We start from the raw sequence: 21,921 nt of genomic DNA on the forward strand, positions 1-21,921 counted from the left end.
CTCACCCCGGGGCGCGCGCCCCGGACACAACCCGAAACATCCCGACGCTTCACCGTGCACACAGCGGCCGGACGGCGTCCCGACGAGGAGAGAACGGCGACATGCCGAAGAACAAGACGCACAGTGGTGCCAGCAAGCGCTTCAAGCTCACCGGCTCCGGCAAGGTGGTGCGTCAGCGCGCCGGTCGCCGCCACTACCTCGAGCACAAGCCGTCCACGTTGACGCGCCGCCTGGCCGGCACGACCGAGATGGCCCCGGCCGACGCCAAGAAGATCAAGAAGCTTCTCGGCAAGTGACGCCCCGCCCCGCTACGGCGGGGCGCGCACCGAGCCGACCGGGACCTATTCGTTTCCGGGCCGCGTGAGTCAGCCGCGGCCCCGTACAAGGAGTTAAACAAGTGGCACGCGTCAAGCGGGCAGTCAACGCCCACAAGAAGCGCCGGGCGATCCTCGAGCAGGCCAGCGGTTACCGGGGCCAGCGCTCCCGCCTGTACCGCAAGGCCAAGGAGCAGGTCACCCACTCCCTGGTCTACAACTACAACGACCGCAAGAAGCGCAAGGGCGACTTCCGTCAGCTGTGGATCCAGCGCATCAACGCCGCTGCCCGCGCCAACGGCATCACCTACAACCGCTTCATCCAGGGTCTGAAGGCCGCCAACATCGAGGTGGACCGCAAGATCCTGGCCGACCTGGCGGTCAACGACGCGAACGCCTTCGCCGCGCTGGTCGAGGCGGCGCAGAAGGCGCTGCCCAGCGACGTCAACGCGCCGAAGGCCGCGTAATCGCTGCGCCGAGCTGTACGGCTACGGACCCGCAGGTGACCTGTCACCTGCGGGTCCATGCGTATCGGTAGGCCCCACGGCAGGCACCGGACAACAGAACTGAGAGCACACCCCCCATGGCGACCCCCGAGCTGACCTCCCTGAAATCGCCGCGCGTCACCGCGGCGAGACGGCTCGCCAAGCGCAGCTTCCGCGGCAAGGAGCGCAGATTCCTCGTCGAGGGTCCGCAGGCCGTCCGGGAGGCGGTCGCGCACCTGGTGGAGGTGTACGTGACCCCGGAGGCGGCCGCGCGCCACGGGGACATCGTCGCCGCCGCCCGCGCCGCGGGCGCCCCCGTGCTCACCGCGACCGACGAGGTCGTCGCCGAGATGTCGGACACCGTCACCCCGCAGGGCATCGTCGGGCTGTGCCGCTTCCTGGACACGCCGTTCGAGGAGATACTGCGCGCCCGCCCCCGGCTGGTCGCGGTCCTGGCGCATGTGCGCGACCCCGGCAACGCCGGCACCGTGCTGCGCTGCGCGGACGCGGCCGGGGCGGACGCCGTGGTGCTCACCGACGCCTCCGTCGACCTGTACAACCCCAAGTCCGTACGCGCCTCCGTGGGCTCCCTCTTCCATCTGCCCGTCGCCGTCGGCGTGCCCGTGGAGCGGGCCGTCAGCGGGCTGCGGCAGGCCGGGGCGCGGGTGGTGGCCGCCGACGGGGCGGGGGAGCGGGACCTGGACACCGAGCTCGACGAGGGGGTCCTCGGCGCGCCCACCGCCTGGATCTTCGGCAACGAGGCATGGGGGCTGCCGGAGGCTACCCGCGCACTCGCCGACGAGGTGGTGCGCGTTCCGATCCACGGCAGGGCCGAGAGCCTCAACCTCGCCACGGCCGCCGCCGTGTGCCTCTATGCCTCCGCTCGTGCGCAGCGCGCTCCCGGAGGGTGCCGCTCCGTCACATCGACCTAGTAGGGTTGCCCCCTCTGGGGGCCGAGAAGGGGGGTGCGGGGATGGACGTCAGGACCTCCGGCGCCAGGTCGAGTGAAGCCTGTGTGCCCGGAGCGCGCCTGGGGGCGCCGGGCCAGGGATATGCGCGGTGGGAGCCGGACGAGGCGACGGCGGGCCTCGGCGTGCACCCGGACGACCTGCCCGACGGCCTGGTCATCGCCGATGAGACCGGCCGCGTCAGCTGCTTCAACGCCGCGGCGGCCCGGATCACCGCGACCCGCCAGGCCGACGCCCTGGGGCGGAAGCTGGAGCGCGCGCTCCCGTTAGAGGACCTGGAGGGGCGCCGCTGGTGGGCGCTGACCGATCCGTACGGTGGCCTGGCCACCCGCGTCGGCCAGCCCGAGCGGAACCTCCTGCTGCCCGGCGGCCGTGAGGTGCTGGTCTCCGCCCGGTATGTGCGCGAGCGGCCGATGGGGCCGGTGCGCCGGGTCGTGGTCTCGCTGCGCGGCACCGAGGCGCGCCGCCGCACCGAGCGCAGCCACGCCGAGCTGATCGCCACGGTCGCCCATGAGCTGCGCTCCCCGCTCACCTCGGTCAAGGGGTTCACGGCGACGCTGCTGGCGAAATGGGAGCGCTTCACCGACGACCAGAAGCGGCTGATGCTGGAGACCGTCGACGCCGACGCCAACCGCGTCACCCGCCTGATCGCCGAACTCCTCGACATATCGCGGATCGACTCCGGCCGGCTGGAGGTGCGCCGCCAGCCGGTCGACATCGCGGCCGCGGTCCGGCGCCACGTCCAGGCGCTGACCGCCGCGGGTCACTCCTCCGAGCGCTTCCTCATCAAGGTCAGGGAGCCGCTGCCGGGCCTGTGGGCCGACCCCGACAAGGTCGACCAGGTGCTGGGGAACCTCCTGGAAAACGCGGTGCGCCACGGCGAGGGAACCGTCACCATTGAGGTGGCCCCCGAGCAGGTCAAGCCTGTCGGGGAAGGCCCCGCTGTCGAAAGGACCGCCGTCACCGTGAGCGATGAGGGCCCCGGTATCCCCGAGGAGTCGATGAGCCGCGTCTTCACCCGCTTCTGGCGGGGCAGCAAGCGCGGTGGCACCGGCCTGGGCCTGTACATCGTCAAGGGCATCGTCGAGGCACACGGCGGGACGATCACCGTCGGCCGGGCCCACGGCGGCGGCGCGGAGTTCCGATTTACCCTGCCCGTGGGTACCCCGGCCTACCTGGCCTGAGGAGCCCACGGGCCCACCACCCGACCGGGGCCCGGGGCGTCCCCCGGAACAGCGCGGTCCAGCGCCCTTTAGACTCGGCTTTTGGCACCTTTGGCGCGCCAGTGGTCGAGGCAGGCCGCGCACAGCCAATCGGAAGCACGGGAAGAGATGTCGGCACCCAATAAGTCGTACGACCCTGTCGAGGTCGAGGCATTGAAACCAGAAGAGGTCGCCCGGATGCGCGACGAGGCGCTCGCCGCCGTCGCCGCCGCCGCGGACCTCGAGGCGCTGCGCGAGGTGAAGGTCGCGCACACCGGCGACCGCTCGCCGCTGGCGCTGGCCAACCGCGAGATCGGCGCGCTGCCGCCGCATGCGAAGGCGGACGCGGGCAAGCGCGTCGGCCAGGCGCGCGGGGCGGTGAACAAGGCGCTGGCGGCCCGGCAGGCGGAGCTGGAGGCGGAGCGGGACGCCCGGGTGCTGGTCGAGGAGGCGGTGGACGTCACGCTGCCGTACGACCGGGTCCCGGCCGGCGCCCGCCACCCCATCACCACGCTCTCCGAGCGCATCGAGGACGTCTTCGTGGCCATGGGCTACGAGGTCGCCGAGGGGCCCGAGGTCGAGGCGGAGTGGTTCAACTTCGACGCGCTCAACTTCCCGCCGGACCACCCGGCCCGCGAGATGCAGGACACGTTCTTCGTGCAGGGCCCCAAGGGCGCGGAGTCGGGGGTGGTGCTGCGCACCCACACCTCGCCCGTGCAGATCCGGTCGATGCTGGACCGGAAGCCGCCCATCTATGTGATCTGCCCCGGCCGGACGTTCCGCACCGACGAGCTGGACGCCACCCACACCCCCGTCTTCCACCAGGTCGAGCTGCTGGCGATCGACGAGGGCCTGACCATGGCCGACCTCAAGGGCACCCTGGACCACATGGTCACGGCGCTGTTCGGGGAGGGCATGTCCACCCGGCTGCGGCCGAACTTCTTCCCGTTCACCGAGCCGTCCGCCGAGATGGACATGCAGTGCTACGTGTGCCGCGGCGCCTCGGTCGGCAACCCCGACCGGCCCTGCCGCACCTGCTCCAGCGAGGGCTGGATCGAGCTCGGCGGCTGCGGCATGGTCAACCCGCGGGTGCTGATCGCCTGTGGCATCGACCCGGAGAAGTACAGCGGATTCGCCTTCGGGTTCGGCATCGAGCGGATGCTGATGTTCCGGCACAACGTGGAAGACATGCGAGACATGGTCGAGGGTGATGTGCGCTTCACCCGGCCCTTCGGGATGGAGATCTGATGCGGGTCCCGCTTTCTTGGCTGCGGGAGTACGTCGACCTGCCGGCCGGTGAGACCGGCCGCGACGTGCAGGCCAAACTCGTCTCGGCCGGGCTCGAGGTCGAGACCGTCGAGCAGCTCGGCGCCGGACTCAAGGGCCCCCTGGTGGTCGGCCGGGTGCTGGCGATCGAGACGCTGGAGGGCTTCAAGAAGCCCATCCGCTACTGCCAGGTCGACGTGGGGCAGGCGAACGGCACCGGCGAGCCGCAGAACATCATCTGCGGCGCGACCAACTTCGCGGTCGGCGACAAGGTCGTCGTCTCCCTGCCCGGCGCGGTGCTGCCCGGCGGCTTCGCGATCTCGGCGCGCAAGACGTACGGCAAGGTCTCCGAGGGCATGATCTGCTCGGCCGCCGAGCTCGACATGTCCGACGACCACCAGGGCATCATCGTGCTCCCCCCGGAGTACGAGGTGGGCACCGACGCGATCGAGCTGCTGGAGCTCGTCGACGAGGTCCTGGACATCGCCGTCACCCCGGACCGCGGCTACTGCCTGTCGCTGCGCGGCATCGCCCGCGAGGTCGCCACCGCCTACGGGCTGCCGCTGCGCGACCCGGCCCTGCTGGACGTGCCCGCGCCCAACGCGCACGGCTACCCGGTCCAGGTCGCCGACCGGATCGGCTGCGACCGCTTCACCGCGCGCACGGTCACCGGTCTCGACCCCGAGGCGCACTCCCCGATCTGGCTGCGGCGCAGGCTGCAGAAGGCCGGGATGCGGCCGGTCTCGCTCGCCGTCGACGTCACCAACTACGTGATGCTGGAGCTCGGGCAGCCGCTGCACGCCTACGACCGGTCGCGCGTCAGCGGGACGATCGGTGTGCGCCGCGCCGAGCCGGGCGAGAAGTTCACCACCCTCGACGGCACCAAGCGCGTCCTGGACGCCGAGGACCTGGTGATCACCGACGACAACGGCCCGATCGGGCTGGCCGGCGTCATGGGCGGGGCCAACACCGAGATCGCCGACGCCCAGGCCGACCCCGAGACCGGCGCCGTGCGGGGCACCACCGATGTGGTCATCGAGGCCGCGCACTTCGACGCGGTCTCCATCGCCCGTACCGCCCGCCGCCACAAGCTGTCCTCGGAGGCGTCCCGGCGCTTCGAGCGCGGCGTCGACCCCGAGGCCGCCTCGGCGGCCGCCCAGCGCACCGTCGATCTGCTGGTGCTGCTGGCGGGCGGCACCGCCGAGGCGGGCGTCACCGAGATCATCGCGCCCAGCGCGCCCCGTACGATCACGGTGAGCGCCGACCACCCGGACAAGGTCGCGGGCCTCGCCTACGGCCGGGAGACCGTGGTGCGCCGGCTCCAGCAGGTCGGCTGCGACGTCTACGGCGCCGACACCCTCACCGTGACCGTCCCCAGCTGGCGGCCCGATCTGCGGGACCCCAACGACCTCGCCGAGGAGGTCATCCGGCTGGAGGGCTATGAGAACCTGCCCTCGACCCTGCCCCAGCCGCCGTCCGGCCGCGGGCTGACCGAGCGCCAGCGGCTGCACCGCCGGGTCGGCCGGGCGCTGGCCGGCGCCGGCTATGTGGAGGCCCTGAACTACCCGTTCATCGGCGAGGAAGTGCTCGATCAGATGGGCCTGGCCGCGGACGACCCGCGGCGCGATCTGGTCCGCCTGGTCAACCCGCTCTCCGACGCCGAACCGGCGCTGCGCACCACCCTGCTGCCGGGGCTGCTCGCCGCGCTGCGGCGCAACGACGGCCGCGGGACGCACGACCTCGCGCTGTTCGAGACGGGTCTGGTCTTCCGCGCCACCGGCGACGAGCCCCCGGCGGCCGTCCTGCCGGTGGACCACCGTCCGTCGGACGAGGAGATCGCCGCGCTGAACGCCGCACTGCCCAGCCAGCCGCGGCGCGCCGCCGTCGTGCTGGCGGGCGCCCGCGAGCAGGCCGGCTGGTGGGCCAAGGGCACCCCGGTGAGCTGGGCCGACGCGGTCGAGGCCGGCCGGATCGTGGCGCGTGCGGCGGGGGCCCCGCTGATCGTCCGCCAGGACCAGCAGGACCCCTGGCACCCCGGCCGGTGTGCCGCGCTGCTGACCGTCGTCGACGGCCAGGAGATCCTGGTGGGCAACGCCGGAGAGCTGCACCCCCGGGTCACCAAGGCCCTCGGCCTGCCCGACCGCACCTGCGCGATGGAGATCGAGCTCGACCGCCTGGAGCGGGCGGTCCCCGGCCCGGTCCAGGCGCCGCATGTGTCCACCTTCCCGGTGGCCACCCAGGACGTCGCCCTCGTCGTCGACGCGTCGGTCGCCGCGGCCGATGTCGAGGCGGCGCTGCGGGCCGGGGCGGGTGAACTCCTGGAGTCGCTGCGGCTGTTCGACGTCTTCACCGGCGAACAGCTCGGCGAGGGCAGGAAGTCCCTGGCCTACGCCCTGCGCTTCCGCGCCCCCGACCGCACGCTGACCGCCGAGGAGGCCTCGGCGGCCCGTGAGGGGGCGATCGCCTCGGCGCGCGAGCGCACCGGCGCCGTCCTGCGCGGCGTCTGAGGTTCCGCCTGAGCCTCCTCGTTGAGGCTCGGTTCTCCTCCGGGGCGCATCCCGTACGCGGGGTGCGCCCCACCCGCGCGCAGGGCCCCTGTTCCGCCGCTTCGGCGCTGCGTTCGACAACACGGTGAAGTCCTTCTCACCCGATCAGGTGAGAATCGGAGTGCGGCTACTCATTTTGGCAGTGGCTGTCGCCAGAATCGTCCCGGTCGTACGGCCCGTGCAGCACCGACCCATCAGGGCTTGGCCGACCGCCTCGTTGGCCGGCGTTGGGGGGCGACACATGATCGGGACATGGGCAGTCGGCGGCGCGTACGTGTCAAGAGCACGGGCCCGGCGGGCCTTCACCAAGGTCATCCCCTGTCTGTGGGTGCTCGGTGCCCTCTGCTGGGAACTGCTGACCCCGCATGACACCGAAGTGGTCCCGCTCCTCGCCGCCGCGCCCGCCATCGCCTGCGCCAGCAGCGGGCGCCGCAGGTGCATCCTGCTGCTCGGCGGCGCGAGCATGCTGTTCGCCCTCGGCCCGCCGAGCACCCTGGAACCCGACGGCGACGTGGAGGAGCCGCACGCGAGCGTGGTCAGCTGCGGCGCCATCCTCGCCGTGGCCGTCGCCAGCTATCTCACCAACGGCCGCAGACTGCGACTGGTCCGCGAACTGGAGCAGCTGCGGGCGGTCGCGGCCGCCGCGCAGGACGCCGTGCTGCGGCCGCTGCCGGCCCGCCTGGACGGCATCGAGATGGCGGTCGGCTATCTGTCCGCCAGCCGGGGCGCCGTGGTCGGCGGCGATCTGTACGAGGCGCTGGCCACCGCCCACGGCGTCCGCCTGATCATCGGGGACGTCCGCGGCCACGGCCTCGGCGCCATCGGCACCGTCGCCGCCGTGCTCGGCAGCTTCCGCGAGGCCGCCCACGACGAACCCGAGCTCACCGGCGTACTGCGCCGCCTGGACCGCGCCCTGCAGCGCCATCTGCGCGAGCGCGCCCTGGGCGATCCGCCGGCCGGCGGGGGACCGGAGAGCCCGGTCGCGGAGGAGTTCGTCACCGTACTGCTGCTCGAGGTGCGTCCCGACGGCGAGCTCACCGCGCTCAACTGCGGCCACCCCTGGCCGTATCTGCTGTCCGAGGACACGACCGGCGAGGCGCGGGCGCGCCGGCTGCCCCTGGGCGACGTGCTGCCCCCGCTCGGCCCCTTCCCGCTGCCCGACGACCTCCCCGCCACCCTCGGCGCCCCGCTGCGGCCCGGCGAGGCGCTCGTGCTGCACACCGACGGGGCCGAGGACGCCCGCGACGCGCGGGGGGCCTTCTTCGAGCTCGGGCCCGCCCTGGCCCGGGCCGCGGGCACCGGGCCGATCGTCCCCGCGGCGGTCATCGACGGGGCGCGGTCCGCGGTGCTGCGGCACACCGGCGGCCGACTCGCCGACGACGTCGCCCTGCTGGCGCTGCGCCACGAGGCGAAGACCGTCTGAACCACCGCCTGCGCCCGGTCACTTCACACCCCGTGCGAATCGACCTCCACTACGCTGGCAAAGCGGGGACACGCGGCCGGGGGCGCATCAGGAGGGGGCCATGGAGCCCAACACACTGCTCGACTCCGTACTCGACGAGGCCGGGATCTCCCATGCCGGGCTCGCCGCGCACATCAACGAGGCGGGCCGGGCCCGTGGCATGAAGCTGCGGTATGAACACACCGCGGTCGCCCGCTGGCTCAAGGGCCAGCGCCCCCGCGGCCAGGTGCCCGACCTGATCTGCGAAGTGCTCGGCGAGCGGCTGCACCGCGCGCTCACCCTCGACGACATCGGCCTCGGCACCCCCGGCTCGCCGCGCGCCCCCGCCACCCCGCTGTCCGGCTTCGTCGAGCGCGCCACCGCGCTGTGGCGCTCCGACGAGCAGCAGCGGCCCCATGTCGTGGCGGCCCCCGCGGTCACCGGCACCCCCGCCGTGATCCCGGTGTGGGAGTGGGAGAACCCGCCGGAGGACTCGGACGTCTCCCGCCGCGGCCTCACCCGCGTCAGCATGGCCGACATCGACATGCTGCGCGCCGCCCGCGCCCACTACGAGCAGATGTACCGCAAGGCCGGCGGCGTGGCGACCAGAGCCCGCGTCGTGGGCTTCCTCAACGCCGAGGCCGCGCCGCTGCTGCGCGGCAGCTACCCCGACGCCACCGGCCGCCAGCTGCACCGGGCGACCGGCGGCCTGGTGGCCATCGCCGGTATCTGCGCGTATGACTCGGACGCCCATGGCCTGGCCCAGCGCTACTTCCACCAGGCGCTGCGGCTGGCCAAGGCCAGCGGGGACCGCGGGCTCGGCGCGTATGTCATCGTGCTGCTGGTCAACCAGTCCCTGTTCATGAAGGAGTACCGGCAGGCGGTCGCGTTCGCCGAATCGGCGCTGCGCGCGTCCGGCTCGCACATCACCCCGGCGCTCGCCTCCGACCTGTACGCCATGCAGGCCAAGGCGTACGCGCGGCTGGGCGACGGGGCCGGGGCGCTGGCCTGCATCCGGCGCGCCGAGACCGCCGCCGACCGGATCCGCCCGGGACAGGAGCCCGACGAGACCGGCTACGTCCAGCCCGGTCTGGTCAACGTGCAGGTCGCGGAGGCGCTGCTGAGCCTGGGCGACCTCGGCGGGGCACGGGAGAACGCCACCGCCGCGGTCGGCACCCCCGCGCACGACCGGGGCCGGGTGCACCGGCTCGCGATGCTCACCCATATCGCGCTCAGACAGGGCGACGCGGACCGGGCGGTGGCCACGGCGGTGGAAATGACCGAGCGGGCCCGCGGCATGGAGTCCAGACGCTTACGCGACCGGCTCCGCGCCGTGCGGGAACACCTCGCCGAGAGCGGGAGCGCGGCGACTGCCGAGGCCGCCGAACTCATCGACGGGGCGCTGCGCGTGCCCCTCTGAGTCCGGTCCGCGCCCTCGTCGACAGCCTTGCCAACTGTGCGGCGAAAGGTGGCTGACAGTGCGATGGAAGAACCTCAGGGAGCGGACCGTGTACGAGAACCGGTGGTTCTCGGTGAACCTCGCAGACGTCAGACTCCCCGACGGCCGTCACCTGGACCACTATCTGATCCGGCTGCGCCCCGTGGCCGTGGCCACCGTGGTCAACGCGGCCAATGAGGTACTCCTGCTGTGGCGGCACCGCTTCATCACCGACGCCTGGGGCTGGGAGCTGGCGGCAGGCGTCGTCGAGGACGGCGAGGACATCGCGGTCGCCGCGGCGCGCGAGATGGAGGAGGAGACCGGGTGGCGCCCCGGCCCGCTGCGCCATCTGCTCTCCGTCGAGCCGTCCAACGGGCTCACCGACGCCCGGCACCACATCTACTGGGCGGAGGAGGCCGCGTACGTCGGGCCGCCGGAGGACGACTTCGAATCCGACCGGCGCGCGTGGGTGCCGCTCAAGTCCGTGCCGGACATGGTGGCGCGCGGCGAGGTGCCCGCCGCGAACATGGCGGCCGCGCTGCTGCTGCTCCACCACATCCGCTTCGGCTGACCGCCGGCGTCGCCCCCGCCGGCGGCCCGCCGACCGCGTATCCCCCCGGCCGGGCGTCAGCGGCCGACGGCCTGCCACAGGGCCAGCGCCAGGGCGCACACCCCCGTCAGCGCGGCGATGGACGTCAGCGGCCAGCGGCCGTGCTCCAAATGGCGGACACGTGCGGCCAGTTGTTCCACATCCTCCTCGGACTGTTCCCCGCGGTGGTCGAGCAGGGCGAGTTGTCCGTCGACACGGGCCAGGCTGACATCGACCCTGCGGCGGATTTCCGCGAGCTCCACGGCTAACGCGGCGTGCTCGGGCTCGGTGGTCACGGGCTGTTCCCCTTCCGGAATGTACTTCCGTGCACTTTCGACAATCCGAGTCAACCGTGTCGCGGGGTGGCGCGGGAGAGTGTGTGCAGGACGGACGCGGGTCACCGGCGCACACCCCGTGTGAAAACCGGGTGAGTGAGTTGTGCGATCGGGTACATCGAGAACGGGAGAAGGCTCACGGTGCGTGAGCACCCACCCGCCGGAAGGAGAATCCACCATGTCTGCCGCCGACCAGGACGCCCCCGGGGACGGGGAGGAGTTCACCCGCTCCCGCCCGCACTTCGCGGACCGGATCACCACCGACGGCCGGGACGGCTGGCCCACCGAGGCGGGGCGGTACCGGCTCGTGGTCAGCCGGGCCTGCCCGTGGGCGAGCCGCGCGCTGATCTCGCGGCGGCTGCTCGGCCTGGAGCCCGCACTCTCCCTGGCGGTCACGGACCCCATCCAGGACGAGCGCAGCTGGCGGTTCACCCTGGACCCGGGGGACCGGGACCCGGTGCTGGGCATCGCGTTCCTCAGCGAGGCGTACGACGCCCGCGAGACCGGCTATCCGGGCGGGGTGAGCGTGCCCGCGATCGTGGACGTGCCCAGCGGCGCCCTGGTCACCAACGACTTCCACCAGATCACCCTGGACCTCGCCACCCAGTGGACCGCCCTGCACCGGCCGGGCGCGCCGGACCTGTATCCCGAGGCGTATCGCGACGAGATCGACGAGGTGGCGGAGGGGGTCTACCGCGATGTGAACAACGGGGTGTACCGGGCGGGCTTCGCCGAGCACCAGCGGACGTACGACGACGCCCACCGCCGGCTCTTCGCCCGCCTCGACCAGCTCTCCGAGCGCCTGTCCACCAGGCGGTACCTGGTCGGCGACACCATCACCGAGGCCGACATCCGGCTGTTCACCACGCTGGTGCGGTTCGACGCGGTCTACCACGGCCACTTCAAGTGCAACCGCAACAAGCTCAGCGAGGACCCGGTGCTGTGGGCGTACGCCCGGGACCTCTTCCAGACACCGGGCTTCGGCGACACCGTCGACTTCGACCACATCAAGCGCCACTACTACCAGGTCCACACCGACATCAACCCCCGGCGCATCGTCCCGCTCGGCCCCGACCTCTCCGGCTGGCTGACCCCGCACCACCGCGAACAGCTGGGCGGCCGCCCCTTCGGCGACGGCACCGCGCCCGGCCCGGCGCCCACGGCCGAGACGGTACCGGCGGCGGGCCGGGCAGGGTGAGCGCGTCCGGCCCGGCGGCCTGGCGCGGGTCAGGCGTACTCGTAGAAGCCCGACCCCGCCTTGCGGCCCAGCCGCCCCGCGTCGACCATGCGCAGCAGCAGCGGCGGCGGGGCGTACAGGGGCTCCTTGTACTCGGCGTACATGGAGTCGGCGATCGCCGCGATCGTGTCCAGGCCGATCAGGTCGGAGAGCTTGAGCGGGCCCATGGGGTGGGCGCAGCCGAGTTCCATGCCGTTGTCGATGTCCTCGCGGCTCGCGATGCCGGATTCGAACATACGGATGGCGGAGAGCAGGTACGGGATCAGCAGCGCGTTGACGACGAAGCCGGAGCGGTCCTGGGCACGGATGGCGTGTTTGCCGAGGACGTCGTGGACCAGCGCCTCGGCGCGCTTGATGGTCTGGTCGCCGGTGGTGAGGGCCGGGATCAGCTCGACGAGCTGCTGGACCGGGGCCGGGTTGAAGAAGTGGATGCCGATGACCTGGTCCGGGCGGGAGGTGGCGACGGCCAGTTTGACCAGGGGGATGGAGGAGGTGTTCGAGGCCAGGATGGCGTCGGGGCGGGTCACGACCTGGTCGAGTACCTGGAAGATCTCGGTCTTGACCTGCTCGTTCTCCACGACCGCCTCGATGACCAGATCGCGGTCGGCGAACTCGCCGAGGTCGGTGGTGAAGGTCAGCCGTTCCAGCGTCGCGTCGCGCTCCGCCTCGGTGATCTTGCCGCGCTCGGCGGCCTTGCCGAGGGAATTGGTCAGCCGGGTACGGCCCAGCTCCAGGGCCTCGCCGGTGGTCTCCGCGACCTTGACCTCCAGGCCGGAACGGGCGCATACCTCCGCGATGCCCGCGCCCATCTGGCCGCAGCCCACCACTCCGACGCGTTCGATGTCGGTCACCTCGTGCCCTTCCGCTGATCCGCTGGTCGCCCCCGACGTTACCCTCCGGTCCGGTCCGGGGGACGGGCCGGGGGCCGGAACCATGTGGTCCGGCCCCCGGCCCGGGATCTCGCCCGGGATCTCAAGTGGGCGGGCGCCGCGCTCCGTTGGAGCGGCCGGTGCCCGCGGTCACGCCGAATCGCCGCGCAGGATGCCGCGTCCGTTCGTGCTCACGTACACCCGCCCGTAGACCCGCGGGTCACCGGTGATCGCGGCGCCGGTCCAGGCCCACTGGTGCGCGTTGTCGTTGATCCGCACCCAGCTCGCCCCGGCGTCCGTGGAGCGGAAGATCCCGCGGACGCCGCCGATCTTGGCGCTGGTGTAGAGCGCCTGGTACGAGGCGCCGGGGGCGGCCTTGCCGAAGCCGATGGTGTCGGCCTGCTGGACGTCTCTCAGCTTGGTGAAGGTCGCGCCGGAGTCAGTGGAGTGCCACAGCCCGTACGCCCCGTTCGCGGAGCCGCCGGCAAGCCAGATGTCGCCCTCGGTGCCCGGCAGCGCCTTGAAGCGCACCGGGCCGTCGGTGGGCAGCCCGGTGGCGGCCTTGGCGGTGAAGCTGGCGCCGCCGTCGGTGCTCACATAGAACGTGCCGGACTTGAAGCCGTAGAACTTCTTCGGGTTCTTGCGGTCCGATTCGACGACCGCTCCGGCCGGGATGCCGCTGGAGGCGGTCCAGGAGTTACCGAAGCCGGCGGTGTAGTAGACGGCGGAGGTGCCCTCGGGGCTCCAGACGAAGCCGCTGCCGTCGGCCGCCGCGGCCACCGTGCCACCGCCGGTGACCCCGGACGGTTCGCTGCCCTGCCACCAGTTGGCGCCGTTGTCGGTGGAGAAGGCGATCCGGGGCGCGGCGTCGTTGTTGCCGACCCGCACCACCGTGTTCGGGTTGGCCTCGGCGTAGTCCAAGCTGGTGGTCGTGGTGAAGCTCGGCGAGGTGAACATCTTTGTGGGCACCGCGTCGAGGTCGGTGTGGCGGAAGCCGCCGATGTCCCCCAGGGCGCTGAGCAGCGGGGCGCCGGAGGGCGGGCTCGCCAGGTCGTTGACCGCGGTCTCCTCCAGGCCCCTGACCATCGGCGTGATCTTGATCTGGCCGCCGGAGTCCCAGGACGAGAGGTTCTCGGTGCCGTAGACCGTGGCGCCGGTGCCGTACATCATCCGGTTGGAGTCGAACGGGTCGATTTCCAGGGCCTCGGTCATCCAGCCCAGCTTCGGGGTGACCTCGGGCGGGGACGGATTGGTGCCGAAAGTCAGCCAGGGCACGGACGAGATGTCCTGGGTGTAGCGGAAGGAGCGGTTGGGGTAGCTGGTGAAGTCCCAGGCGCGGGTCCAGGTGGCTCCCGAGTCGGTGGAGCGGAAGATCTGGGTGTCCGGCCACCAGGAGCTGTAGCCGGTCACCATCAGGGTGCCGGGCGTCGCGCGGTCCACTGTCAGCCCGCTGTAGCCGAAGGAGGTGTCGGCGTCCGTCATCGGGCTGATGTTCTTCCACTCCCCGGTGGCCGTGGCGTACCGCCACACCTGGCCCTTCTCCCCGTCGTACGGGCCGCCCTTGTCACTGGTGGTGAGGTACAGGTAGCCGTTTTTGGAGTCCAGGACGCCCTTGTGGGAGAGGTAGCCGGTCGGCTGGCCGGCGACGCGCGACCAGGTGGCGCCGGCGTCGGTGGAGCGGTAGACGGTGTTCTGCTTGTCGGCCACGCCCACGTAGATGGTCTTGGTCGCGGTGCCCGACGAGCCCGTGCGCTCGTCGAAGGTCACCCACACCACGCCCTGGTTGTCGCTCAGATAGCCGCTGGAGTCGCTGGGGTCCTGGGCGTAGTTGCCCGCGTTGGGGAACGCCGTCACCTTCGACCAGGTGACGCCGGAGTCGGTGGAGCGCCACAGGCCGTTGCCGCTGGGCGCGCCGAAGTACAGCACGCTGTTCTTGTTCGGGTCGACCGCCAGCCGCTCGCCCATGCCGCGGCCGGGCATGTTGCCGCCGACCTTGAAGGGCAGGGTGGTGGTCTGCCAGGTGGCGCCGCGGTCGGAGGAGCGCAGGATCGCGCCGTTGGCCGGGTCCCAGCTGTTGGTGTACGTGCCGACGGCCGCGTACACCTTGTTCGGCTCGACCGGGTCGCTGGCCAGGCTCGCCACCCCGCTCCAGCCCCAGTGGTCCCCGTCCACCCAGTCGAGCAGCGGCACCCACTGCTTGCCCGACTGGTCCCAGCGGTACGCCCCGCCGATGTCGGTGCGGGCGTAGGCGAGGTTCTTCTCCTTGCGGTTGAAGATGATGCCGGGGACGAAGCCGCCGCCGTCGACGCGGACGTTCTTCCAGGTGGCGGCGGCCAGGCCGGCGGTGGGCTTGCTCGGGGTGTCGTCGGGGCGGGCGGCGGCGGGGGCGGCGGCCGCGGTCAGTAATCCGCCGACGAGTGCCAGCGCGGCCATGAGCGCGCCGAATGGTCTGCTTCTGCCGTTCGAACGGACGGGAATGTCATGGAAACGCACGGGAACTTCCTCTCCGGGCATCCGCCGCGGGCCGCGGCGGTACGGGGACGGGTCTGTGCGGGTCTGTCCGTGTCCGGTTGGGAGCGCTCCCATTGTGCGTGACACCGATGCTAGCGGCCCGATGACCGGGCGAGAAGAGTGACGTCAAGGGGGCGTGGCGGCCGCTTTTTCAGGCTCGCCCGACTGAGCCAACTCGTCCGGAAGAGTGGGAAGGATTGCCGCGCGCCCGTAAGACCCGCATCATCGGCGGGAGTTAGCCACGATGCCGAGCCAGGAACAGTGAGGAGCGAGGATGGGGCAGATCACGCGCAGGGGCCTGACGGCCGCGGCCGCGGGGGCGCTGGCCGCGACCGTCACGGCGGGTTCGGCGGCGGCGTACGGGCGCGAGGAGGCGCGGGGCGGCGGGGGGCACCTCAGGCGCCAGTTCCGCGGGATGTGGCTGGCCAGCGTCGCCAATCGGGACTGGCCCTCCAAGCCCGGTCTGACCGCCGCCGAGCAGCGCGCCGAACTGCTCGCCTTCCTGGACACCGCGGTCGACCGCCGGCTGAACGCTGTGGTCTTCCAGGTCCGGCCGACCGCCGATGCGCTGTGGCCCTCCCGGTACGAGCCGTGGGCCGAATACCTCACCGGCGTCCAGGGCCGTGACCCGGGCTGGGACCCGCTGGGCACCGCCGTGCGCGAGGCCCACCGGCGCGGCCTGGAACTGCACGCCTGGTTCAATCCGTACCGCGTCGCCAACCACACCGACCCCGCCCGGCTGGCCCCCACCCACCCGGCGCGGCTGCACCCGGAGTGGGTGGTGCCCTACGGCGGCAAGCTCTACTACAACCCGGGCCTGCCCGAGGTCCGCCGCTTCGTCCAGGACGCGATGCTGGACGCGGTGGCGCGCTATGACGTCGACGGCGTCCACTGGGACGACTACTTCTACCCCTACCCGGTGGCGGGCCAGGTCTTCGACGACGACGCGGCGTACGAGCGCCACGGCGCGGGATTCCCGGACCGGGCCGCCTGGCGACGGGACAACATCGACCGGCTGGTGCGCGAGACCGCCGGGCGGATCAAGCGTCTGAACCGGCGGGTGCGGTTCGGGATCAGCCCCTTCGCCGTCTGGCGCAACCAGGCCACCGACCCGCTGGGCTCCGACACCCGGGCCGGGGTGCAGACCTACGACGACCTCTACGCGGACACGCGCACATGGGTCCGCGAGGCGTGGATCGACTACATCGTTCCGCAGGTGTACTGGAACATCGGCTTCGCCGCCGCCGACTACGCCAAGCTGGTGCCCTGGTGGGCGGAGGTGGTGAGCGGCACCGGCGTGAACCTCTACATCGGTGAGGCGCTGTACAAGGCGGGGGACCCGGCGCAGCCGGCGCCCTGGCAGGACCCGGCGGAGCTGTCCGGGCACCTCACCTTCGACCGGGACTATCCGCAGGTGCGGGGCAATGTGTACTTCTCAGCGAAGGAAGTGGCCGCCGACCGCAACGGCGCCATGGCGCGCGTGGTCGCCGACCACTATCCGTATCGCGTGCGTCCGCCCCGCTGACGGCCTGGGCCGGTGCTACGGCCGCGGGCGTCCGGTGGGCAGGTGGCGCACGACCGAGTCCGGGCCGGGGGAGACAAGGCACTCGTGACCGTCGTCCTCGTAGCGGACGCGGTACGGCGGGGTTCCATGGTCCCCGAGTACCTCGATGATCTCGGCGGTCCGGTCGTGTATTCCGACAACCCTGCCGTGTACCAGCAGCTTGTCGCCTACGGTCGCCTCCATACGCGTGACCTCCTGTCCGGTGCCCCGGAGGGTTTTGCGGTCCCTGTGGCCAGTTTATGGCCGCTCCTCCGGGTTTGCGCCTGACCGGTTCGTATCTGACGGGTTTGCGTCTACCGGTGCCCGCTTCGCGCCGGTCGATGCCCGCTGGGTCACGCCGATGCAGACCAGGACGGCGACCGCGGCGGCGGGCGCGGCCCAGGTCAGGTGTTCGCCCAGGAGGAGTACGGACCACACCAGGGTGAGCAGGGGCTGGGCCAGCTGGAGTTGGCTGGCCCTGGCCACACCGATGGCGGCCATCCCGCGGTACCAGACCACAAGACCCAGGAACTGGGAGCCCAGGGCCAGCCACATCACCCCGGCGACGGCGTGCGCCCCGAGGTGTACCGGTTCGGTGGTCAGGGCGAGGGCCGCACCCGGCACCGACAGCGGCAGACAGGCCACCAGCGCCCAGCCGATCACCTGCCAGCCCGGCATGTGGCCCGCCAGCCGGGCGCCCTCCCCGTAGCCCGCCGCGCACACCAGCAGCGCGCCGAACAGATACAGATCCCCGGCTGACGGCGCGCCACCGCTCTGCTGCAGCGCGAAGGCGACGATCACCGCCGCGCCGATGACGGCCGCGGTCCAGAACGTGCGGGTGGGCCTTGCGCCGGTGCGCACCGCCGCGTAGACGGCCGTGGTCAGCGGGAGCAGGCCGACGACCACGGCGGCGTGCGAGGTGGTGGAGGTCCGCAGCGCGAGCGTGGACAGCAGCGGGAAGCCGATGACGACGCCCCCGGCGACCACCAGCAGACCGTGCCAGTGGCGGCGGGCGGGCGGCGGGACGCGCAGGGCGGCCAGCGCGCCGCCCGCCACCAGCCCGGCCAGGGCGAGCCGGCAGGCGACCAGCGACCAGGGGCCCAGGCCCTCAAGACCCCAGGCGGTGGCGGGGAAGGTCAGGGAGAACGCGGCCGTGCCCAGCGCGGCCAGGAGGGTGCCGAGGGCGCCGCCCTGGCGGTCGGGGGACGGCGCGGGGCGGGTGAGCGGGGGCCGGGCGGCGGTGCGCGGCTCGCCCCCACCGCTCACCGCTATCGTCTCACTCGCAGTAGCGCTATCTTCTACTCTCATGCATGAGCGTAGCAGTGTCGCCGAACTGGCAGGCATCCTCCGTACGGAACTGAACCGCTACTCTCCCGGGGAGAAGCTGCCGTCCAGCCGGGCCCTGGTGGACCGCTACCGGGTGAGCCCGGTGACCGTCTCCCGCGCGCTCGCCGCACTCCGCGCCGAAGGCCTCGTGGTCACCCGCCCCGGCGCCGGGGCCTTCCGGGCCGCCCGGCCGCAGGGGGCCGAGGAGGCGCCGCGCCCCGCAGACACCTCCTGGCAGGAGGTGGCCCTCAGCGTCGAGACGTCCGGGGAGTCGGTTCCGCGCTCCGTCGACGCCTCCGGAGTGCTGATGACCCTCGCCGCCCCGCCGTCCGGCGCCCTCGAACTGCACGGTGGCTACCTTCACCCCTCCCTCCAGCCGGAGCGGGCGCTGGCCGCCGCCCTCGCCCGCGCCGGGCGGCGGCCCGGCGCATGGGACCGCCCGCCGATCGAGGGGCTGACCGAGCTGCGCGCCTGGTTCGCGGCCGAGATCGGCGGCGGGACACTCGCCCACTCCGAGGTGCTGATCACCGCGGGCGGCCAGAGCGCGCTGACCACCGCGCTGCGCGCCCTCGCGCCGCCCGGCGCGCCCGTGCTCGTGGAGTCCCCCACCTATCCCGGCGCGATCGCCGCCGCCCGCGCCTTCGGGCTGCGCCCGGTCCCGGTCCCCGTGGACGCCGACGGGGTCCGCACCGATCTGCTCGAACAGGCGCTCCGGACGAGCGGGGCGCGCGTCTTCCTCTGTCAGCCGCTCTTCCAGAACCCGACCGGCGCGCTGCTCTCCGCCGAGCGGCGCCGCGAGGTGCTGCGGGTGGCCCGGGAGGCGGGCGCGTTCGTGATCGAGGACGACTTCGCCCGCCGCCTCGCCCACGAGGACGCGGGGCCGCTGCCCGCGACCCTCGCCGCCGAGGACCCCGACGGCGTCGTCGTCCACGTCTGCTCGCTCACCAAGATCACCTCGGCCAGCCTGCGGGTGGGCGCGCTGACCGCCCGTGGCCCCGCGCTGGAGCGGCTGCGCGCCATCCAGGTCGTCGACAGCTTCTTCGTGCCGCGCCCGCTGCAGGAGGCCGCGCTCGAGCTCGTCGGCTCGCCCGCCTGGACCCGCCATCTGCGCACCGTCGCCGCCGAGTTGCGCAGCCGCCGCGAGGCCCTGGCCACCGGCGTGCGGCGGGACTTCCCCGAACTCGCCCTGCGCCATGTCCCGTCCGGCGGCTTCCACCTGTGGCTGCGGCTGCCCGACGGGGCCGACGAGGCCGCGCTGACGGCCGCCGCCCTGCGCGCAGGGGTCGCCGTCGCACCCGGCCGCCCGTACTTCTGCGCCGAGCCCCCCGCCCCGCATCTGCGGCTGGCCTTCGCCTCGGCGGCGGGCGCGGGCGAGCTGGCGGAGGGGCTGCGCAGGCTGCGCACCGCCTGCGACGAGGTGCTCGGCTGACGGCACACCGGTTTCCCGCACACCGGATTTCCCGCACACCGGATTCCCCGCGTGCCGGATTCCGCGCGCGCCGGAAACCGCACGCCGGATCGCCTGCGTGCCGGATGCCTCACGTGCCGAAAACCCCTCGACGCGGCCACCTCGACCTGCGAGCCTCGCGCCATGAGTGACGCGAACGGTCAGCCGATGCCCGAGGGCTACGAGATATCCACCGACCCCTCCCGCCTCGACGCGGCCCGTATCCACCACTGGCTGTCGACCGACGCGTACTGGGCGCTGGGCCGCAGCCGCGACAAGCAGGACCGGGCCATCGCCGGCTCGCTCAACTTCGGCGTGTACGAGACGGCCTCGGGCGCCCAGGTGGCCTACGCCCGGGTCATCACCGACCACACCACCTTCGCCTGGCTGTGCGATGTCTACGTCGACCGGTCCGCGCGCGGAACGGGCCTCGGCACCGCGCTGGTCACGGCCGTCCGTGACCACCTCGCGCCCTTGGGGCTGCGGCGCATGCTGCTGGCGACGCACGACGCCCACGGTGTGTACGAGAAGATCGGCTTCTCGCTCCTGGAAGACCCGGAGCACTGGATGAGCCTGTACTTCCCCGGCATGGACACACCGGGGAAGTGACGCGGCCGGGCCGCGGGCCGGTCAGCGGCCGCCGCGCCGGTCCACCGCCTCCACCGCCTCCCGCGGCTCCTCGGCGGCTCCGTCGGCCCGGTCCGCCTCGGCGCCGGCGGCCTGCGCGGCGGGCTTGCGGCGGCCGGTCAGCGCCATGGCGAGGGGCTGGGTGTAGCGGGCGGTCAGCGGGCCGAGGATCACCAGGATCAGTACGTACGCCGTGGCCAGCGGGCCCAGCTCCGGTTCGATACCGGCCGTGACGGCGAGCCCCGCGATGACGATGGAGAACTCGCCCCGGGCGACCAGGGTGCCGCCCGCGCGCCAGCGGCCCTTGGCGGAGATCCCGCCGCGCTTGGCCGCCCAGTAGCCGGTGGCGACCTTCGTACAGGCGGTGACGGCGGCCAGCGCGAGGGCGGGCAGCAGCACCGGCGGGATGCTGGCGGGGTCGGTGTGCAGGCCGAAGAAGACGAAGAACACGGCCGCGAACAGGTCCCGCAGCGGGCTGAGCAGGTTGTGCGCGCCCTCGGCGACCTCCCCGGACAGCGCGATGCCGACCAGGAACGCGCCGACGGCCGCGGACACCTGCAGCTGCTGGGCGAGCCCGGCGACCAGGATGGTCAGCCCCAGCACCACCAGCAGCAGCTTCTCCGGGTCGTCGCTGGAGACGAAGCGGGAGATGACACGGCCGTAGCGCACGGCGAGGAAGAGCACCAGGCCGGCCATGCCGAGCGCGATGGCCAGGGTGAGGCTGCCCGCCGCCAGGCTCACCCCCGCCAGCAGGGCGGTGATGATCGGCAGATAGACGGCCATCGCCAGGTCCTCGAGGACCAGGATGGACAGGATGACCGGGGTCTCGCGGTTGCCGAGACGGCCGAGGTCGCCCAGGACCTTGGCGATGACGCCGGAGGAGGAGATCCAGGTCACCCCGGCCAGCACCACCGCGGCCACCGGGCCCCAGCCCAGCAGCAGCGCCATGGCGGCGCCCGGCAGGGCGTTGAGCGCGGCGTCGACCAGCCCAGCCGGGTACTGGGTCTTGAGATTGCTGACCAGGTCGCTGGCGGTGTACTCGAGCCCGAGCATGAGCAGCAGCAGGATCACGCCGATCTCGGCGCCGATCGCCACGAACTCCTCACTGGCCCCCAGCGGCAGCAGACCACCCTCGCCGAAGGCGAGACCGGCCAGCAGATACAGCGGGATCGGGGAGAACTGAAAACGTCCGGCCAGCCGGCCCAGCAGCCCCAGGCCCAGGATGACCGCACCGAACTCGATCAGGAAAACAGCGGAGGAGTGCATGGGTCACTCCCGCCCGAGTATCGCCGCGGCCGTCTCCACACCCTCGCGGGTGCCGATCACGATCAGGGTGTCGCCGCCGGCCAGCCGGAAGTCCGGCGCCGGGGAGGGGATCGCCTCCGCGCGGCGCAGCACCGCCACGATCGAGGCGCCGGTCTCCGTCCGCATCCGCGTCTCGCCCAGCACCCGCCCGTTCCAGTACGAGCCCGACGACAGCTCGACGCGCTCGGCCACCAGCCCCAGCTCGGTCGTGGACAGCAGCGTCGGGCTGTGGTGGGAGGGCATCAGCGCGTCGATGACCGCCTCCGCCTCCTTGGCCGTCAGCCGCACCGACAGCGCGCACTCGTCGGGATCGTCCCGGTGATACGCGCTCAGGGTCCGCCCGCCGTCGCGATGCGCCACCACCGACAGCCGGCGTTGTTCGCGCGTCGTCAGGTCGTAACGGACACCGATTCCGGGCAACGGCGTGCTGCTGATCCGGGGAGCGCCCACGGCCATCCTTCCGTCGTAGTGC

Annotated in this window: 20 protein-coding genes; 13 read left to right on the forward strand and 7 right to left on the reverse strand. The window is 72.7% G+C overall.

The features are described 5' to 3' along the window. Window positions 1-101 precede the first annotated feature (101 nt). The 9 genes from rpmI to ACFZDL_RS37710 all read left to right on the forward strand — a co-directional run bounded on the left by rpmI (window position 102) and on the right by ACFZDL_RS37710 (window position 10,231). Window positions 102-296, forward strand: coding sequence for a 50S ribosomal protein L35 (gene rpmI / locus ACFZDL_RS37670; RefSeq protein WP_319691807.1), 195 nt, complete (start codon window positions 102-104; stop codon window positions 294-296). Between the two features lie 101 nt (window positions 297-397). Next, on the forward strand, window positions 398-781 hold the full coding sequence (gene rplT / locus ACFZDL_RS37675) for a 50S ribosomal protein L20 (protein WP_014175141.1): 384 nt from the start codon (window positions 398-400) through the stop codon (window positions 779-781). 116 nt (window positions 782-897) lie between these two features. Further along, the gene (locus ACFZDL_RS37680; protein ID WP_353591618.1) at window positions 898-1,731 is read left to right on the forward strand and encodes an RNA methyltransferase; all 834 of its coding nucleotides are present in this window, start codon (window positions 898-900) and stop codon (window positions 1,729-1,731) included. 41 nt (window positions 1,732-1,772) lie between these two features. Continuing rightward, on the forward strand, window positions 1,773-2,951 hold the full coding sequence (locus ACFZDL_RS37685; RefSeq protein WP_353591617.1) for an ATP-binding protein: 1,179 nt from the start codon (window positions 1,773-1,775) through the stop codon (window positions 2,949-2,951). A 147-nt stretch (window positions 2,952-3,098) separates the two neighbouring features. Next, the gene (gene pheS / locus ACFZDL_RS37690; RefSeq protein WP_353591616.1) at window positions 3,099-4,217 is read left to right on the forward strand and encodes a phenylalanine--tRNA ligase subunit alpha; all 1,119 of its coding nucleotides are present in this window, start codon (window positions 3,099-3,101) and stop codon (window positions 4,215-4,217) included. After that, the gene (gene pheT / locus ACFZDL_RS37695; protein ID WP_353591615.1) at window positions 4,217-6,742 is read left to right on the forward strand and encodes a phenylalanine--tRNA ligase subunit beta; all 2,526 of its coding nucleotides are present in this window, start codon (window positions 4,217-4,219) and stop codon (window positions 6,740-6,742) included. The genes pheS and pheT overlap by 1 nt, the downstream gene beginning before the upstream one ends. Before the next feature lie 280 nt (window positions 6,743-7,022). Further along, window positions 7,023-8,204: a PP2C family protein-serine/threonine phosphatase gene (locus tag ACFZDL_RS37700; RefSeq protein WP_353591614.1), complete on the forward strand. Its 1,182-nt coding sequence runs from the start codon at window positions 7,023-7,025 to the stop codon at window positions 8,202-8,204. A 100-nt stretch (window positions 8,205-8,304) separates the two neighbouring features. Beyond that, on the forward strand, window positions 8,305-9,642 hold the full coding sequence (locus ACFZDL_RS37705; protein WP_353591613.1) for a transcriptional regulator: 1,338 nt from the start codon (window positions 8,305-8,307) through the stop codon (window positions 9,640-9,642). A gap of 58 nt (window positions 9,643-9,700) precedes the next feature. Further along, entirely contained in the window at window positions 9,701-10,231 is a 531-nt protein-coding gene (locus ACFZDL_RS37710) for an NUDIX hydrolase (protein ID WP_353591612.1), read from the forward strand. 56 nt (window positions 10,232-10,287) lie between these two features. On the opposite strand, the gene ACFZDL_RS37715 is transcribed toward ACFZDL_RS37710, so the two are convergent. Beyond that, window positions 10,288-10,545 carry a hypothetical protein gene (locus ACFZDL_RS37715; protein ID WP_353591611.1) on the reverse strand — a complete coding sequence of 86 codons (258 nt, stop codon included), beginning with the start codon at window positions 10,543-10,545 and terminating at the stop codon, window positions 10,288-10,290. A gap of 217 nt (window positions 10,546-10,762) precedes the next feature. Between ACFZDL_RS37715 and ACFZDL_RS37720 the strand changes: the two genes are divergently transcribed. Then, window positions 10,763-11,782, forward strand: a complete 1,020-nt coding sequence (locus ACFZDL_RS37720) for a glutathione S-transferase C-terminal domain-containing protein (RefSeq protein ID WP_353591610.1) — start codon at window positions 10,763-10,765, stop codon at window positions 11,780-11,782. A 29-nt stretch (window positions 11,783-11,811) separates the two neighbouring features. On the opposite strand, the gene ACFZDL_RS37725 is transcribed toward ACFZDL_RS37720, so the two are convergent. Together ACFZDL_RS37725 and ACFZDL_RS37730 are read right to left on the reverse strand one after the other, a co-directional pair. After that, window positions 11,812-12,672 carry a 3-hydroxybutyryl-CoA dehydrogenase gene (locus tag ACFZDL_RS37725; RefSeq protein WP_353591609.1) on the reverse strand — a complete coding sequence of 287 codons (861 nt, stop codon included), beginning with the start codon at window positions 12,670-12,672 and terminating at the stop codon, window positions 11,812-11,814. Window positions 12,673-12,840: 168 nt separating this feature from the next. Then, a complete protein-coding gene (locus ACFZDL_RS37730) occupies window positions 12,841-15,123 on the reverse strand; it encodes a xyloglucanase (RefSeq protein ID WP_353591675.1) in 2,283 nt (760 codons plus the stop codon). Between the two features lie 352 nt (window positions 15,124-15,475). On the opposite strand from ACFZDL_RS37730, the gene ACFZDL_RS37735 reads away from it, so the two are divergent. Beyond that, window positions 15,476-16,726, forward strand: a complete 1,251-nt coding sequence (locus ACFZDL_RS37735; protein ID WP_353591608.1) for a family 10 glycosylhydrolase — start codon at window positions 15,476-15,478, stop codon at window positions 16,724-16,726. Between the two features lie 15 nt (window positions 16,727-16,741). Here the strand turns inward: ACFZDL_RS37735 and ACFZDL_RS37740 are convergent, their stop codons facing one another. Together ACFZDL_RS37740 and ACFZDL_RS37745 are read right to left on the reverse strand one after the other, a co-directional pair. Then, window positions 16,742-16,948, reverse strand: a complete 207-nt coding sequence (locus ACFZDL_RS37740; RefSeq protein ID WP_014175108.1) for a DUF1918 domain-containing protein — start codon at window positions 16,946-16,948, stop codon at window positions 16,742-16,744. A gap of 54 nt (window positions 16,949-17,002) precedes the next feature. Then, window positions 17,003-18,052: a DMT family transporter gene (locus ACFZDL_RS37745; protein WP_353591607.1), complete on the reverse strand. Its 1,050-nt coding sequence runs from the start codon at window positions 18,050-18,052 to the stop codon at window positions 17,003-17,005. On the opposite strand from ACFZDL_RS37745, the gene ACFZDL_RS37750 reads away from it, so the two are divergent. Together ACFZDL_RS37750 and ACFZDL_RS37755 are read left to right on the forward strand one after the other, a co-directional pair. Then, window positions 18,051-19,499, forward strand: coding sequence for a PLP-dependent aminotransferase family protein (locus ACFZDL_RS37750; protein WP_353591606.1), 1,449 nt, complete (start codon window positions 18,051-18,053; stop codon window positions 19,497-19,499). The two genes, ACFZDL_RS37745 and ACFZDL_RS37750, sit on opposite strands and share 2 nt — an antisense overlap. A gap of 162 nt (window positions 19,500-19,661) precedes the next feature. Next, complete coding sequence (locus ACFZDL_RS37755) at window positions 19,662-20,126, forward strand: GNAT family N-acetyltransferase (RefSeq protein ID WP_353591605.1); 465 nt, start codon at window positions 19,662-19,664, stop codon at window positions 20,124-20,126. Window positions 20,127-20,147: 21 nt separating this feature from the next. On the opposite strand, the gene ACFZDL_RS37760 is transcribed toward ACFZDL_RS37755, so the two are convergent. Both ACFZDL_RS37760 and ACFZDL_RS37765 read right to left on the reverse strand, forming a co-directional pair. Continuing rightward, entirely contained in the window at window positions 20,148-21,410 is a 1,263-nt protein-coding gene (locus ACFZDL_RS37760) for a cation:proton antiporter (protein ID WP_353591604.1), read from the reverse strand. A gap of 3 nt (window positions 21,411-21,413) precedes the next feature. Then, the gene (locus tag ACFZDL_RS37765) at window positions 21,414-21,905 is read right to left on the reverse strand and encodes a TrkA C-terminal domain-containing protein (RefSeq protein WP_353591603.1); all 492 of its coding nucleotides are present in this window, start codon (window positions 21,903-21,905) and stop codon (window positions 21,414-21,416) included. Between the last annotated feature and the right edge of the window lie 16 nt (window positions 21,906-21,921).

The organism is Streptomyces sp. NPDC007917 (assembly GCF_042959105.1).
Lineage (GTDB): Bacteria > Actinomycetota > Actinomycetes > Streptomycetales > Streptomycetaceae > Streptomyces.

Coding starts and splice junctions, on each gene's coding strand:
- rpmI (WP_319691807.1), top strand. CDS start 102: ATGCCGAAGAACAAGACGCACAGTGGTGCCAGCAAGCGCTTCAAGCTC.
- ACFZDL_RS37680 (WP_353591618.1), top strand. CDS start 898: ATGGCGACCCCCGAGCTGACCTCCCTGAAATCGCCGCGCGTCACCGCG.
- ACFZDL_RS37685 (WP_353591617.1), top strand. CDS start 1,773: ATGGACGTCAGGACCTCCGGCGCCAGGTCGAGTGAAGCCTGTGTGCCC.
- pheS (WP_353591616.1), top strand. CDS start 3,099: ATGTCGGCACCCAATAAGTCGTACGACCCTGTCGAGGTCGAGGCATTG.
- pheT (WP_353591615.1), top strand. CDS start 4,217: ATGCGGGTCCCGCTTTCTTGGCTGCGGGAGTACGTCGACCTGCCGGCC.
- ACFZDL_RS37700 (WP_353591614.1), top strand. CDS start 7,023: ATGATCGGGACATGGGCAGTCGGCGGCGCGTACGTGTCAAGAGCACGG.
- ACFZDL_RS37705 (WP_353591613.1), top strand. CDS start 8,305: ATGGAGCCCAACACACTGCTCGACTCCGTACTCGACGAGGCCGGGATC.
- ACFZDL_RS37720 (WP_353591610.1), top strand. CDS start 10,763: ATGTCTGCCGCCGACCAGGACGCCCCCGGGGACGGGGAGGAGTTCACC.
- ACFZDL_RS37730 (WP_353591675.1), bottom strand. CDS start 15,123: ATGGCCGCGCTGGCACTCGTCGGCGGATTACTGACCGCGGCCGCCGCC.
- ACFZDL_RS37735 (WP_353591608.1), top strand. CDS start 15,476: ATGGGGCAGATCACGCGCAGGGGCCTGACGGCCGCGGCCGCGGGGGCG.
- ACFZDL_RS37740 (WP_014175108.1), bottom strand. CDS start 16,948: ATGGAGGCGACCGTAGGCGACAAGCTGCTGGTACACGGCAGGGTTGTC.
- ACFZDL_RS37750 (WP_353591606.1), top strand. CDS start 18,051: ATGCATGAGCGTAGCAGTGTCGCCGAACTGGCAGGCATCCTCCGTACG.
- ACFZDL_RS37745 (WP_353591607.1), bottom strand. CDS start 18,052: ATGAGAGTAGAAGATAGCGCTACTGCGAGTGAGACGATAGCGGTGAGC.
- ACFZDL_RS37755 (WP_353591605.1), top strand. CDS start 19,662: ATGAGTGACGCGAACGGTCAGCCGATGCCCGAGGGCTACGAGATATCC.
- ACFZDL_RS37760 (WP_353591604.1), bottom strand. CDS start 21,410: ATGCACTCCTCCGCTGTTTTCCTGATCGAGTTCGGTGCGGTCATCCTG.
- ACFZDL_RS37765 (WP_353591603.1), bottom strand. CDS start 21,905: ATGGCCGTGGGCGCTCCCCGGATCAGCAGCACGCCGTTGCCCGGAATC.